The sequence below is a fragment of the Bacillus sp. DTU_2020_1000418_1_SI_GHA_SEK_038 genome (assembly GCF_032341175.1).
Lineage (GTDB): Bacteria > Bacillota > Bacilli > Bacillales > Cytobacillaceae > Cytobacillus.
This window is the reverse complement of sequence record NZ_CP135435.1, coordinates 3,319,371-3,334,652: the sequence shown is the minus strand read 5'-3', so window position 1 is coordinate 3,334,652 and position 15,282 is coordinate 3,319,371. Positions and strand designations below refer to the sequence as shown.

Below are 15,282 nucleotides of genomic sequence, written 5' to 3'. Positions count from 1 at the left end.
TTAGCTGCTGAAGGGCTAGAAAATGAGATACAGGAGGATAAAACATGTTTGTTTCATATAAATGGCTGCAGGATTATGTTGATTTATCAGGTGTTACTCCTGCAGAACTTGCAGAAAGAATTACGAAAAGCGGTATTGAGGTTGAAGGCGTAGAAGTCCTAAATGAAGGAATTCGCGGTGTTGTTGTTGGGCATGTTCTTGAAAGAGAGCAGCATCCGAATGCGGATAAATTAAATAAATGCTTAGTCGATATTGGTGTGGAAGAGCCTGTACAAATCATTTGCGGTGCTCCCAATGTTGATAAGGGGCAAAAGGTTGCTGTTGCAACAGTTGGCGCCGTTCTGCCAGGCAACTTCAAAATCAAAAAGGCAAAGCTTCGCGGAGAGGAATCAAATGGAATGATCTGTTCCCTTCAGGAGCTTGGCATTGAAAGCAAGCTTGTGGCAAAGGAATATTCAGAAGGCATTTATGTATTCCATCAAGGGGCCGAGGTTGGTACAGATGCAATTGAACTATTACATCGTGATGACCAAGTGTTAGAGCTTGGCTTAACTCCAAACCGTTCAGATTGCTTAAGCTTGCTAGGAGTTGCGTATGAAGTGGCGGCAATTCTAGGAAGAGAAGTAAAGCTTCCAGAAACAGATCATACTGAGTCATCAGAAAAGGCTTCTGATTATATAACTGTTGATGTGGAAGCACCTGAAGATAACCCGCTATATATTGCAAAGGTTATTAAAAATGTACAAATCAAGCCATCTCCTCTTTGGATGCAAGGAAGACTGATGGCATCAGGCATTCGTCCGCATAATAATGTTGTTGATATTACGAACTATATTTTGCTCGAATATGGCCAGCCGCTTCATGCGTTCGACTATGACCGTTTAGGGTCAAAGCAAATTCTCGTTCGCCGTGCAAAGGATGGAGAAATCATTCAAACACTGGACGAAGCAAAAAGAGAGTTAACTTCAGACCATCTTCTTATTACAAACGGCCAAGAGCCAGTTGCTCTTGCGGGTGTAATGGGGGGATTAAATTCTGAAGTTCAATCCGATACAAAAACTGTCCTTCTAGAATCTGCATTTTTTAAAGGGACAACAGTCAGAAAAGCATCTAAAGATCATGGTTTACGAAGCGAGGCAAGTGCACGTTTCGAAAAAGGTGTAGATCCAAACCGGGTAAGAGCAGCGGCGGAGCGAGCAGCACATCTGCTTGAAAAATATGCTGGCGGAGAAGTGTTAGCAGGTTCGGTAGAAGCCAATACACTTAAGGTTGAACCGGCTGTCGTTTCCGTAACATTAGATAAAATTAATCGGGTGCTTGGAACGGAATTAGCAATGAAAGACGTTGAGGATATTTTTGCTAGGCTTCAGTTTGAAACAAGCGTAGACGGCGATTCCATTATTGTTACTGCTCCAACTCGCCGTGGTGATATCACGATTGAAGAAGATCTAATTGAAGAAGTAGCTAGACTATTTGGCTATGATAATCTTGGGTCAACTCTTCCTATTGGTTCTTCAACGCCGGGACATCTAACAGCTTATCAAAATAAACGCCGTATCGTGCGCAGATACCTTGAAGGGGCTGGGCTGTATCAAGCTATCACGTATTCACTGACTAGCGGAGCGAAAGCTGCACAATATGCATTAGAAACGCGAGAGCCAATTCGCTTGGCGATGCCGATGAGTGAAGATCATAGCACACTTCGACTAAGCATCATTCCACAGCTGCTAAATGTCTTAAAATATAATGCAGCACGACAAAATGATAGTCTTGCTGTTTATGAAATCGGAGATGTATTCCTTTCAGAGGGCAAGGACGTATTGCCAGAAGAACGCGAGCATCTTGCTGGTGCAATAACAGGTTTATGGCAAAGCCATCCATGGCAAGGAGAAAAGAAGCCAGTTGATTTCTTTGTTGTAAAAGGAGTTCTTGAGGGATTATTTGCTAGTCTCGGTTTAGAAAATGCAATTGAGTATCGACAAGCCGAAAGAGATGGAATGCACCCCGGCAGAACAGCGGAAATTATCTTGAATGGCGAGGTAGCTGGTTTTGTTGGCCAAACGCATCCAACAGTGGAAAAGGAATATGATTTGAAAGAATCTTATGTATTTGAGCTAAGCTTAAAGGCAATTTTAGAAGCGGAGACAGCACCGTTACATTATCAATCTATTCCACGCTATCCGTCTATCACACGCGATATCGCGCTCGTTGTCGATAAAGCAGTTGCTGCTGGAGAAATGGAAAGCATCATTAAGAAAGCTGGCGGAGTATTATTGAAAGAAGTTCAGGTATTCGATTTATACGAAGGCGACCGTATGGAGGAAGGGAAGAAATCCATTGCCTTCTCACTAAAATATTTTGATCCTGAACGTACGTTAACAGATGAAGATGTTGTGAAAGCTCATGACAAAGTTTTACAGGCAGTGAAGGAACAAGCAGGAGCGGTATTAAGAGGGTAAAAGACAAGGGGATGCCAATTTAGGCATCCCTAGTTTTTTATTTGCGGTATTTCAAAGCAAATAATCGCTTGGCCTTGTCCGTATTAGCAAAATGAAGCTTGACGAATGCTGGCAGACTTTCTAGCCCATTTTCATGAATAATCCTCGCAGCCGCCTCATCGACCTTTGCCCCAGCACCTTTTGTGATGGTAAACCCAGCAGCTTTGCTTAAATTATCAAAGTGCTTGATAAATGCATACCTTGCTAGGATCGATGCAGCTGCTACTGCCAGGTGAATGCCCTCTGCTTTCGTACTAAAATAAACATTTTTCTTTTGGACGACTGACTCTTTTTTAAGGTATGAATAATACACTTCTTCTTTAGCAAATTGATCAATTAAAATCGCTTCTGGAACGTCCGGGGCAATTTTTTTTAAGAGATGCCCAATGGCTTGATTATGAAGCAAAGCTTTCATTTTGCCCTGTGACATCCCTGATTGCTGTAGTTTATTATATTTTTCATTGTGCAATGTTAATAGGCTATAAGGGATAATATCTTTAATTTCCTTGGCAATGCTCACAATCTTTTCATCATTTAAGTCTTTCGAATCCTTCACGCCTAATTCCTTTAGCGATGGAATTTGTTCCTTGTTCACATAGGCAGCAACTACTGTAATAGGTCCGAAATAATCCCCTGTCCCAACTTCATCTGAGCCAATAACAGAAAGCGTGCTAATATTTTTTGGCAAGTGAGTTAAATTGGAACTGCCCTTTTTGGGAGATTCAGATTGTTTGGCAGGCTGTCCCCATTTGGCTGATTCTTCCTGGCAGCCGCTACCCTGAAATAATACTTTTCCGGATTTATAGGCGGTAATAGAACAGGCTGGTGTTTTCGCGGCAAAGATACTGCCAGGTGGATTTTTATCAGAAAGATAGCGATGATAATATATTTTCATCTCACCAATTTCATTTAAATCTTTAACAAGAACAACATTGCTCATACATTTTGCCCCTTTCCTATAGGAGTTTACATATTCTGTGTTTTTTTGTCATGCTTCTACTTCCCACGATTTTATGTTTCATGTTATGATATTGATTAGGATTCTAACGGAATGGAGGCATGACGATTGTCAGAAGAACAAAAAAACCGTACAAGTGTAGATATATATGGTCAGCAATATATAATTATCGGAACTGAGAGTCATAGCCATGTTCGACTTGTTGCCTCAACGGTTGATGATAAAATGCGTGAAATTAGTTCCAAGAATCCTTATCTCGACAGCAGTAAATTAGCCGTTTTAACGGCTGTCAATGCGGTTAATGATTATATCAAGCTAAAGGACCGTCTAGAAAGGCTTGAAATTGAATTAAAAGAGAAAAGGACTGAATAAGTCATGCTAGATCTTGCTATACTCATTTTTTTAATAATAGGTTTTTTCGTTGGCTTAAAGAGGGGCTTTATTTTGCAATTAATCCATTTAGTCGGCTTTATTATTGCATTTATTGTTGCTCATATGTATTTTGAAAAGCTGGCCCCTAAATTAACCTTATGGGTTCCTTACCCAAATCTCCAAAGCAATTCAACAATAAGAATGCTATTTGATGAGGTCAATCTTGAAGATGCTTACTATCGCGCCATTGCCTTTGTCGTGATTTTTTTTGCGGTAAAAATTGTCCTGCATATGATCGGAAGTATGCTTGATTTCGTTACACATCTGCCGGTTTTAAAGCAATTAAATGTATGGGCAGGCGGAATATTAGGATTTATAGAAATATATCTTATCATGTTTATTCTATTATACATAGCTGCATTAGTACCAGTAGATTCCATACAGAATGCCATAAATGATTCCTTTATGGCAAAGGGAATTGTCAAAAATACTCCGATATTTTCTCAATCTATAAAGGAGATGTGGATTGAATACATGGCTTCTTAACTTCTCTAAGGCAGAGAAGTTTTCTTTTTAAGCAGGTAAAAACTAATTATTATAGGAAACAATATTCATATTACAAGTTTACAAAAAAAGCAGGTGGTAATAGATGGAAGTAAATAAAAAAGATGTTACACGGCTCTTAGAAACGATTGCGATTTATATGGAGCTAAAGGGAGAAAACCCTTTTAAAATAGCAGCATTCCGTAAAGCGGCCGCTGCTTTAGAGGCAAATGATCAAAGTTTAACTGAAATAGAAGATTTTACGAAAATTTCCGGGATTGGAAAGGGAACTTCTGCAGTCATTGAGGAGTATATAGAGTTAGGACATTCAACTGTATTGAACGAACTGAAGGAAGAAGTTCCAAAAGGATTAATTTCGCTGCTTCAATTGCCGAGTCTTGGAGGCAAAAAAATTGCGAAGCTGCATAAAGAGCTAGGGATTGAAAATGCCGCTGACTTGGAAACAGCTTGCCGAAATAAACAAGTACGGGCTCTTGCGGGATTTGGGGAAAAATCAGAAGAAAAGCTTCTCGCTGCATTAAATCAAGTGGGGGGCAGACCAGAACGTCTTCCACTAGCCTATATGCTTCCGATTGCAGATTCTATCGAATCTGTTTTAAATGATATGAGTGAAGTTGAAAATTTTTCACGGGCAGGCAGCTTAAGAAGAGTGAGAGAAACTATAAAGGATTTAGATTTTATTATTGCAACGACTAAACCTGCGGCTGTAAAGGAAAAACTATTAGCTCTTCCACTGATTAAGGAGACTATTGCGGCAGGGAATACAAAGGTTTCAATTATTCTCGGACATAGCTATGATATATCTGTTGATTTTCGTCTAGTTACACCTGAGGAATTTGCCACTACTCTTCATCATTTTACTGGCTCCAAGGAACATAATGTAAGAATGCGCCAGCTTGCTAAAGAACGCGGGGAAAAGATTAGCGAATATGGAGTAGAAAATAATGAAACGGGTGAGGTTGCTACTTTTACAACAGAAAGAGAGTTTTATGCCCATTTCGGACTCCCTTATATTCCTCCTGAAATCAGGGAAGATGGAAAGGAAGTAGATGAGTATTCTGCTGACATGGATTTAATCACTCTTTCTGATATAAATGGGGATCTGCATATGCACACGACTTGGAGTGATGGCGCCCATACGATTGAAGAAATGGTTGAAGCCTGTCGTGCCAGAGGCTATAAATATGTAGCAATAACGGATCACTCACAATATTTGAAGGTAGCAAATGGCCTTACTCCTGAACGTCTGAGGAAGCAGAAAGAAGAGATAAAACGACTAAACGAGCGCTATGATGATATAACTATTTTATCAGGTGTTGAAATGGATATCTTGCCTGATGGAACTTTAGATTATGATGATGAACTGCTTGCGGAAATGGATATCGTCATCGCATCTATTCACTCTGCCTTTTCACAGCCAAAAGCGAAAATAATGGAACGGTTAAAAACAGCCTTGGAGAATCCACATGTTGATATCATCGCTCACCCTACTGGCAGAATGATTGGCCGGAGAGATGGCTATGAAGTGGATATCGATTTATTGATTGAACTAGCAAAAGAAACGAATACCGTCTTGGAATTAAATGCAAATCCAAACAGGCTCGACCTTGCGCCACAATATATTCGCAAGGCTCAAGAAGCTGGAGTGAAAATAGTTATTAATACGGATGCCCATAAGATGGACACATTGGAACATATGTCTATCGGTGTGTCATCAGCAAAAAAAGGCTGGATTAAGAAAAGCAGTGTCCTTAACGCTATGGATATCGGGGAGCTGCTGGATTTACTAAACAACAAGGGAAAGATAGGAAGCTAGCCTATTTGTTAGCTTCAGCGGCCCTTTTGCATTTCGAATAGGAGGTCACATCCTCATGCAGGAAAGAATTTTTAAAGTGCTGGAGTTTAATAAAGTAAAAGAACAATTACTCGAGCATGTATCATCTGAGTTAGGAAGAAGAAAAGCAGAGCAATTATTGCCATCAGTCAATTTTGAAAAAGTTCAGCAGTGGCAGGAAGAAACAGATGAAGCTGTAAAGGTGCTTCGAATAAAAGGAAACGTCCCGCTAGGCGGAATATATAATATACGGCCGCATGTCAAAAGGTCAATCATTGGCGGAATGCTAAGCCCGCATGAATTAACACAAGTAGCTAGCACTGTTCATGGGAGCAGACAAATTAAAAGATTTATCGAAGATTTTGAAGATGAAAATGAGAGTTTGCCCATCCTAATCAGCTATGTAAGTCGAATTGTCGTCCTAGCTGATTTGGAAACAACGATCAGAAATGCAATCGATGATAACGGAGAAGTTTTGGATAGTGCAAGTGATACACTTCGCTCTCTTAGAAATCAATTGCGTACGAAAGAATCCCGGGTAAGAGAAAGATTAGAAAGCATGATTCGTTCGTCAAATGCACAGAAAATGCTTTCAGATGCCATTATTACGATTCGAAATGATCGCTTTGTTATTCCGGTTAAACAGGAATACAAAGGCCATTATGGTGGAATCATCCATGATCAAAGCTCTTCAGGCCAAACGTTATTTATTGAACCTCAATCGATTGTTCAATTAAATAATGAGCTTCAGGGAATTCGTGTGAAAGAGCAGCAGGAAATTGAAAGGATTCTAATAGAACTTTCAAGCAATGTAGCAGAAAATAGTTCTGAGCTAGAAGAAATTGTTGATGTTCTAACCGAAATAGATTTTATGTTTGCAAAAGCGCGTTACAGCAACCGGATGAAAGCATCAAAGCCTAAGGTAAATAATGAGGGCCGAATATCACTATTTAAGGCGCGTCATCCGCTTATTCCTGCTGACGTTGTAGTAGCGAATGACATTTCATTAGGAAAAGACTTTTCGACCATTGTTATAACAGGTCCAAATACCGGAGGGAAAACCGTCACATTAAAAACAGTTGGCTTATGTACGCTAATGGCTCAAGCTGGACTGCAAATCCCAGCCTTAGATGGATCTGAAATTGCTGTCTTTGATGCTGTATATGCAGATATTGGCGATGAACAATCTATCGAACAAAGTCTTAGTACCTTCTCCTCTCATATGGTGAATATTGTTGACATTCTAAATAAGGTGGACTTTAACAGTCTTGTTCTCTTTGATGAATTAGGTGCAGGAACAGACCCTCAAGAGGGGGCCGCTCTTGCTATTTCCATATTAGATTATGTATATAAACGAGGAGCAAGAGTTATTGCAACGACTCATTATCCTGAATTAAAAGCATATGGTTATAATCGGGAAGGAGTCATCAATGCGAGTGTAGAATTTGATATTGATACACTTAGCCCGACATACAAGCTGCTGATAGGCGTTCCCGGCCGAAGCAATGCATTTGAAATTTCCAAGAGGCTTGGCCTGCAAGATGATGTGATCGATACAGCACGCTCCTATATTAGTGCGGACAGCAACCAGGTAGAGAATATGATCGCATCGTTGGAGGAAAGCAGAAAAGAGGCTGAAGCAGACAGGGAAGAAGCAAATGAGCTATTAAGAAGTGCTGAAAAGCTTCATAAAGATTTGCAAAAGCAAATGATCGAATTTTATGAGCAGAAAGATACTCTGCATGAAAAGGCGGCAGAAAAAGCCGAAGCTATTATTGATCAGGCGAAAGCTGAAGCAGAAAAAGTTATCCGTGATTTAAGAAAAATGCGTATCGAAAAAGCAGCAGAAATAAAAGAGCATGAATTAATTGAAGCGAAGAGACGTCTGGAAGAGGCAGCGCCAAAAATTAAAAAGCCGAAAAAACTAATTGCAAGTAAAGATAAACATGTGTTAAAGCCTGGAGATGAAGTTAAGGTTCTAAGCTTTGACCAAAAGGGTACTTTGATTGAGAAGACATCTGAAAAAGAATGGCAAGTACAAATTGGGATTTTGAAAATGAAGGTGAATGAAAAGGATTTGGAGTTCATTAAGAGTCCAAAACCAGTAGAAACAAGACCAATGGCAACTGTAAAGGGTAAAGACTTTCATGTTAGTCTTGAGCTAGACCTGCGAGGGGAACGATATGAAAATGCTCTGCTTCGAGTGGAGAAATATATCGATGATGCACTGCTAGCTGCTTATCCGCGTGTTTCCATCATACATGGAAAAGGAACTGGGGCTCTTAGACAGGGTGTACAGGAATATTTAAGAAATCATCGTTCAGTCAAAAAAATCCGATTCGGCGAAGCAGGCGAGGGCGGATCAGGTGTAACGGTCGTTGAGCTTAAATAACAGATTGGGAGAGAAAAAATGAACCAATTTTGGGAAAATGAATTTGTGCAAACAGCGGGGTATTACAGTGTTGTCGTTTTATGTATGATTGTATTCTTAGCTGTTTTCGAATTGGTCACGAAATATCGGAACTGGGAAGAAATCAAAAACGGGAATGTAGCGGTTGCTATGGCAACTGGGGGAAAGATATTTGGGATTGCCAATATTTTTAGACATTCCATTATGCATAATGATACACTTTTCACTATGATCAGCTGGGGAGTTTTCGGCTTCTTTCTATTGTTAATTGGTTATTTTATATTCGAATTCCTTACACCAAAATACAGGATTGATGAAGAAATTGAAAATAATAATAAAGCAGTTGGATTCATATCCATGGTTATTTCGATTGGATTGTCGTACATTATCGGGGCAGGTTTATCTTAAGGAGCGGGGAACTAAGTGGAGAAATTAGCAAAAGTATTATTTGTTCTTTGTGGGTTGTTTATTGTAATTGGTGCTATATACTTATTATTTATCGCTTAATATTTTTTTAGTATAGTTTTCTAATCGCCATAGTGATGTGGCGATTTTTTTGCGTTCTTTTGTATTACCATAAGTTTTAATTCTTCACTTTCTAGAATTGAAACATGATAACTATATTAAATCTTACATAATAAATTAATTGCTTATGAGGACATGTTAAAAATATACAATAACCTATTATTCTAATTGTCATGTAAACTTCATTATATTATAATAAGAATGAACAATTTGAATGTTCTAAATATTTAACGATTAAAAAGGAGGGAATATATTGGTAACGAATAAACCATGGCTTCAAACGTATCCGGAAGAAATACCCTCATCTTTGACATATCCGAATCAGCCGGTTCAAGACTATTTAAAAAAAGCGGCTGATGATCATCCAGAGAAAATTGCGATTCATTTTATGGGAAAGGAATTTACTTATCGAACAATTTATGAATTGTCTTTAAAGCTTGCTTCCTATCTTCAGGAACTCGGAATTGAGAAAGGTGATAGAGTCGCTATTATGCTGCCGAATATTCCGCAGGCTGTTATTAGTTATTACGGAATCTTAATGGCAGGAGGAATTGTTGTACAAACAAATCCCTTGTATACAGAACGGGAACTTGAATACCAAATGAAGGATTCTGGATCAAAAGCCATTATAACAATGGACATTTTATTTCCAAGGGTAACAAAGGTTAAACAGCAAACGGATTTACAGCATGTTATTGTAACCGCTATCAAAGAATTCCTTCCATTTCCGAAAAACTTGCTATACCCATTTGTGCAAAAAAAACAATATGGAATCGTTGTAAATGTCAGGCATGAAGGAAGCAACCATTTATTAACTGAAATTCTAAAGCAGCCAACAAAAACACTGAAGGAATATGAATTTGATTTTGAAGAGGACTTAGCATTATTACAATATACAGGGGGAACAACCGGATTTCCAAAAGGGGTTATGCTAACGCATCGGAACCTTGTAGCGAATGCTTCTATGTGTAAGGCTTGGCTGTATAAATGTAAACCGGGTCAGGAAGTGGTTCTTGGATTATTGCCATTTTTCCATGTTTATGGAATGACAACCGTTTTAATTTTATCTGTTATGGAAGCACACAAAATGGTATTGCTGCCAAAATTCGATGTAGAGACAACACTAAAGACGATTCAAAAACAGCGGCCGACTCTTTTCCCTGGGGCGCCTACGATTTATATCGGATTATTAAACCACCCAGATTTAAAGAAGTATGATCTTTCCTCTATTGATTCATGTATAAGCGGATCAGCGGCTCTGCCAGTAGAGGTTCAGCAAAAGTTTGAAGAGATAACAGGCGGGAAGCTTGTTGAAGGCTATGGTTTAACAGAATCTTCACCGGTTACTCATTCGAATTTCCTCTGGGACCGCCCGCGTGTGAAGGGAAGCATAGGTGTACCTTGGCCTGATACTAATGCTGCAATTCTATCATTGGAGACAGGAGAGTTTCTTCCGCCAGGTGAGGTTGGTGAAATTGTTGTAAATGGACCTCAAGTTATGAAGGGATATTGGAATCGTCCAGAGGAAACAGCCCAATCCCTAAAGGATGGCTGGTTATTAACTGGAGATCTCGGATATATGGATGATCAAGGCTATTTCTATGTAGTTGATCGTAAGAAGGATATGATTATCGCTGGAGGTTATAATATTTATCCGCGTGAAATTGAAGAAGTCCTTTATGAGCACCCTGCCGTGCAGGAAGTTGTAGCAGCCGGTATACCTGATCCATATCGTGGAGAAACTGTTAAAGCTTACATCGTCTTAAAAGAAGGGGCAACTGCAAATAAAGAAGAGTTAAATGAGTTTGCTCGAAAATATCTTGCGGCCTATAAGGTTCCAAGACTTTACGAATTCCGTAACGAGCTTCCAAAAACAGCCGTTGGAAAAATATTAAAAAGAGCACTGATAGATGAAGAGAAAAAGAAATTAACTGATGATCAGGAAAAGCAGGCTTAATTTTTGAGTCCGAGCTTCTACTTCGGCTCTTTATTTTTGACGAAATAGGCTTGTACCATTATTAAATAAATGACATAATAAATCCGTCCATCAAAAACTGCACAACAGATTCTTGACAGAACGGAATTGTGGCACTATTATAAAAATATGAATGATGATTCATTCATTATCATTTAGCAATTAATCGCCCCTTATACTAAAATCAGCTTACACATTCTTGGAAGGAGGGACACTGTGAAAAAAAATAAACCTAAGTATCGTCAAATCATTGATGCTGCAGTCATAGCCATTGCAGAGAATGGTTACCATCAAGCACAGGTTTCCAAAATTGCCAAGCAGGCTGGAGTTGCTGACGGAACGATTTACTTATATTTTAAGAATAAAGAAGATATTCTCATTTCTCTCTTTCAAGAAAAAATGGGATACTTTGTTGAGAAATATAAAGAAAAAATTGCAGGAAAAGAATCAGCTGCGGAGAAATTATTAGTATTGGTTGAAACACATTTTAATATGCTTTCTGAGAATCGCCATCTTGCTATCGTGACTCAATTGGAGCTAAGACAGTCCAATAAGGAAATCCGTCATAAAATCAATGAAGTTCTAAAAGGTGTTCTTTCTTTAGTGGAAAAAATCCTAATAGAGGGAAAGGAAACCGGGGAGTTTTCAGCCGCTTTAGATACCCGATTAGCACGCCAAATGATATTTGGCACGATGGATGAGACAGTTACAACCTGGGTCATGAATGAGCAAAAATATGATTTGCCCTCGTTAGCAGGCCCAGTGCATCAACTACTTCTCAATGGCTGTGCCGCGCGTCATTAGCCATTGCATAGTATTGAAAGAAAAGGGGATGGATGAAATATGGAATTTTTAAAATGGTCTTATCAGGATATGGTAGCTACTATTACGATTGAACGTCCTCCGGCAAATGCTCTTTCTTCAGGAGTATTGAAAGAGTTATCCGCCGTATTAGATGAAATTGAAGCAAATGACGAAATTAGGGTCATCTTAATACACGGAGAAGGCTGTTTCTTTTCAGCAGGTGCAGATATTAAAGAATTTACAACAATTGAATCTGGAAATGATTTTTCTAGTCTTTCAACCTATGGCCAGAAATTATTTGAACGAATGGAAACATTCCCTAAGCCTATCATCGCTGCTATTCATGGTGCCGCACTTGGCGGTGGACTAGAGCTAGCTATGGGTTGTCACTTCAGACTAGTTGCTGAGAATGCAAAGCTTGGACTTCCTGAGCTTCAGCTTGGATTAATCCCAGGATTTGCAGGAACACAGCGTCTTCCGCGACTTGTTGGCACAGCTAAAGCTGCCGAAATGCTATTTACAAGTGATCCTATTACGGGTTTGGAAGCAGTACAGTATGGTCTTGCCAATCATGCTTACCCTGAAAGCGAGCTTTTAGAAAATGCCTATAACATGGCAAAGAAAATTGCCAAGAAGAGCCCAGTTTCCATTAAGGCTGCTATCGATCTTTTAAATTACCCTAAAACTAAAGAATACTTTGAAGGAGTTAAGATGGAAGCAAAATTGTTCGGAGATGTATTCGTCTCAGAAGATGGAAAAGAAGGGATTTCTGCATTTATCGAGAAAAGAGAACCAAAATTTATTGGAAAATAGAAATAATAATTTTTTCCGATAACAATTTTTCTAGCAATCTATTATAATAAGCATGTACAGGGTGAACATTCTGTATGAAATAAATTATCTTAATTTTTAGAAGTAATAAAATGTTTTTGCTTCGGCACTTACGATTTTACTATCTGCCTACTGTGCCTGGGGGCTCGAGGTCATACGCTTTTATTATTAGGAGGGATATTATGAACATCTATGTTTTAATGAAAAGAACCTTTGATACAGAAGAGAAGATTACGATTTCAGGTGGTCAAATAAACGAAGATGGAGCAGAATTTATCATTAATCCTTATGATGAATATGCAATCGAAGAAGCCATTCAGGTCCGTGATGAAAATGGCGGAGAGGTAACTGTTGTCTCTGTCGGAAATGAAGAAACTGAGAAACAGCTTCGTACGGCCCTTGCTATGGGTGCTGATAAAGCTGTGTTAATTAATACAGAAGATGACCTAGAATACGGTGATCAATATACAACTGCAAAAATCCTTTCTGAATACTTAAAAGACAAGGATGCTGACTTAATTATTGCTGGAAACGTTGCGATTGACGGCGGTTCAGGTCAAGTTGGACCACGAGTAGCTGAACTTCTCAACATCCCTTATGTTACAACGATTACAAAGCTCGATATTGCGGGCAGCAATGTAACAGTTATTCGTGATGTCGAAGGGGATTCCGAAGTAATCGAGACAAGCCTGCCTTTATTAGTAACAGCTCAGCAAGGCTTAAACGAGCCTCGCTATCCATCATTGCCAGGAATTATGAAAGCGAAGAAAAAACCGCTTGATGAGCTAGAGCTTGATGATCTTGATCTTGAAGAAGACGATGTTGAGGCAAAGACAAAAACAATTGAAATCTATCTGCCACCTAAAAAAGAGGCTGGAAAAATCCTCGAAGGCGAGCTTGCAGATCAAGTCAAAGAACTAGTGCAACTTCTTCATACAGAAGCAAAAGTAGTCTGATCGGAATATACAAGAATATGAACGCAGGGGGTAAAGCATAATGGCTAGAAAAGTTTTAGTTTTAGGTGAAGTCCGTGATGGATCATTGCGTAATGTATCCTTTGAAGCAGTAGCTGCGGCAAAAACGGCAGCAGAAGGCGGAGAAGTTGTAGGAATTTTAATTGGCGATTCTGTAAGCGCTTTAGGCGGAGAATTAATCCAATATGGTGCGGACCGTGTCGTAACCATTGAAGATGAAAAACTTAAGCAATATACATCTGATGGCTATTCACAGGCTGTTATGGCTGTCATTGATGCAGAAAAGCCGGATGGCTTGATTTTTGGTCATACAGCTTTAGGGAAGGATTTAGCTCCAAAAATTGCTGCTAAATTAAGCTCTGGATTGATTTCCGATGTAACAGCCTTAGAATTAGCAGGAGGCAATTTAGTATTCACTCGTCCAATTTATTCAGGAAAAGCTTTTGAAAAGAAAATTGTTACAGATGGTTTAATTTTCGCTACTATTCGCCCGAATAATATTAGCCCGCTTGAAAAGGATGAATCTAGGTCTGGAGACGTTTCTACTCTATCTGTTGACATTAAAGATCTTCGCACCATTATTAAAGAGGTTGTCCGCAAAGCAAGCGAAGGAGTCGATCTTTCTGAAGCAAAGGTTGTAATCGCTGGAGGGCGTGGAGTTAAAAGTGAGGAAGGCTTTGGTCCATTAAAAGAGCTTGCGAAAGTTCTAAATGGAGCAGTTGGAGCTTCTCGTGGTGCTTGTGATGCTGATTATTGCGATTATTCATTGCAAATTGGCCAAACAGGTAAGGTTGTTACACCAGACCTTTATATTGCGTGCGGAATTTCCGGAGCCATTCAGCATCTTGCAGGTATGTCAAACTCCAAAGTCATTGTAGCAATAAATAAAGACCCAGAAGCAAATATTTTTAAAGTTGCAGACTATGGGATTGTTGGGGACCTGTTTGAGGTAGTTCCAATGCTTACAGAAGAGTTTAAGAAACTGTTAATAAATGCATAAGCCTATGATATAAGCGAAAAATGAGCGGCAAAATGCCGCTTGTTTTCATTATAGGAATAATCCCAAAATGAAAATGAGATATGAATAGTTATAGAAAATTTAGGGGAAATTACGTTCGAAGCAAATCGTTAGCATGAGGGAATAAACAATGGTATACTGTCGTTATATTTATTAATTTTCTTAAAAATAGGAGGCATATCAATGGCTATTATAAACGCTACAGATCAAACTTTTTCTACTGAAACTGGTTCAGGAGTTGTATTGGCAGATTTTTGGGCACCATGGTGCGGACCTTGCAAAATGATTGCTCCAGTACTTGAAGAGCTTGATACAGAAATGGGCGATAAAGTTAAAATCGTCAAGCTTGATGTAGACGAGAACCAAGAAACTGCAGGAAAATATGGTGTCATGAGCATCCCTACTTTAATCGTTTTTAAAGATGGAGAAGTTGTAGACAAAGTGGTTGGCTTCCAGCCTAAAGAAGCTCTTGCAGAACTTCTATCAAAACATGCATAATAAGATTAGATTTGTAAGGGG

13 protein-coding genes are annotated in these 15,282 nt (G+C 39.1%); 12 read left to right on the top strand and 1 reads right to left on the bottom strand.

What is annotated here, in order from left to right; genetic code table 11:
* The first annotated feature begins 44 nt into the window (after positions 1-44).
* A complete protein-coding gene (gene pheT, locus RRV45_RS16690) occupies positions 45-2,459 on the top strand; it encodes a phenylalanine--tRNA ligase subunit beta (RefSeq protein ID WP_315665810.1) in 2,415 nt (804 codons plus the stop codon).
* A gap of 37 nt (positions 2,460-2,496) precedes the next feature.
* Here the strand turns inward: pheT and rnhC are convergent, their stop codons facing one another.
* Positions 2,497-3,438, bottom strand: coding sequence for a ribonuclease HIII (gene rnhC, locus RRV45_RS16685; protein WP_315665809.1), 942 nt, complete (start codon positions 3,436-3,438; stop codon positions 2,497-2,499).
* A gap of 126 nt (positions 3,439-3,564) precedes the next feature.
* Between rnhC and zapA the strand changes: the two genes are divergently transcribed.
* The 11 genes from zapA to trxA all read left to right on the top strand — a co-directional run bounded on the left by zapA (position 3,565) and on the right by trxA (position 15,261).
* Positions 3,565-3,828 (top strand): cell division protein ZapA, encoded by a 264-nt coding sequence (zapA, locus tag RRV45_RS16680; protein WP_315665808.1) that lies wholly within the window; start codon positions 3,565-3,567, stop codon positions 3,826-3,828.
* A 3-nt stretch (positions 3,829-3,831) separates the two neighbouring features.
* On the top strand, positions 3,832-4,374 hold the full coding sequence (locus tag RRV45_RS16675) for a CvpA family protein (protein ID WP_315665807.1): 543 nt from the start codon (positions 3,832-3,834) through the stop codon (positions 4,372-4,374).
* A gap of 103 nt (positions 4,375-4,477) precedes the next feature.
* The gene (polX, locus tag RRV45_RS16670) at positions 4,478-6,208 is read left to right on the top strand and encodes a DNA polymerase/3'-5' exonuclease PolX (RefSeq protein WP_315665806.1); all 1,731 of its coding nucleotides are present in this window, start codon (positions 4,478-4,480) and stop codon (positions 6,206-6,208) included.
* 55 nt (positions 6,209-6,263) lie between these two features.
* The gene (locus RRV45_RS16665; RefSeq protein WP_315665805.1) at positions 6,264-8,618 is read left to right on the top strand and encodes an endonuclease MutS2; all 2,355 of its coding nucleotides are present in this window, start codon (positions 6,264-6,266) and stop codon (positions 8,616-8,618) included.
* Positions 8,619-8,636: 18 nt separating this feature from the next.
* A complete protein-coding gene (locus RRV45_RS16660; RefSeq protein ID WP_315665804.1) occupies positions 8,637-9,044 on the top strand; it encodes a DUF350 domain-containing protein in 408 nt (135 codons plus the stop codon).
* Positions 9,045-9,414: 370 nt separating this feature from the next.
* Positions 9,415-11,118 (top strand): AMP-binding protein, encoded by a 1,704-nt coding sequence (locus RRV45_RS16655; RefSeq protein ID WP_315665803.1) that lies wholly within the window; start codon positions 9,415-9,417, stop codon positions 11,116-11,118.
* Positions 11,119-11,352: 234 nt separating this feature from the next.
* Entirely contained in the window at positions 11,353-11,940 is a 588-nt protein-coding gene (locus RRV45_RS16650; protein WP_315665802.1) for a TetR/AcrR family transcriptional regulator, read from the top strand.
* A gap of 39 nt (positions 11,941-11,979) precedes the next feature.
* Positions 11,980-12,753, top strand: coding sequence for an enoyl-CoA hydratase (locus RRV45_RS16645; RefSeq protein ID WP_315665801.1), 774 nt, complete (start codon positions 11,980-11,982; stop codon positions 12,751-12,753).
* A gap of 200 nt (positions 12,754-12,953) precedes the next feature.
* Positions 12,954-13,727, top strand: a complete 774-nt coding sequence (locus RRV45_RS16640) for an electron transfer flavoprotein subunit beta/FixA family protein (RefSeq protein ID WP_315665800.1) — start codon at positions 12,954-12,956, stop codon at positions 13,725-13,727.
* A gap of 40 nt (positions 13,728-13,767) precedes the next feature.
* Complete coding sequence (locus RRV45_RS16635; protein WP_315665799.1) at positions 13,768-14,745, top strand: electron transfer flavoprotein subunit alpha/FixB family protein; 978 nt, start codon at positions 13,768-13,770, stop codon at positions 14,743-14,745.
* 201 nt (positions 14,746-14,946) lie between these two features.
* A complete protein-coding gene (gene trxA, locus RRV45_RS16630) occupies positions 14,947-15,261 on the top strand; it encodes a thioredoxin (RefSeq protein WP_315665798.1) in 315 nt (104 codons plus the stop codon).
* Positions 15,262-15,282 lie beyond the last annotated feature (21 nt).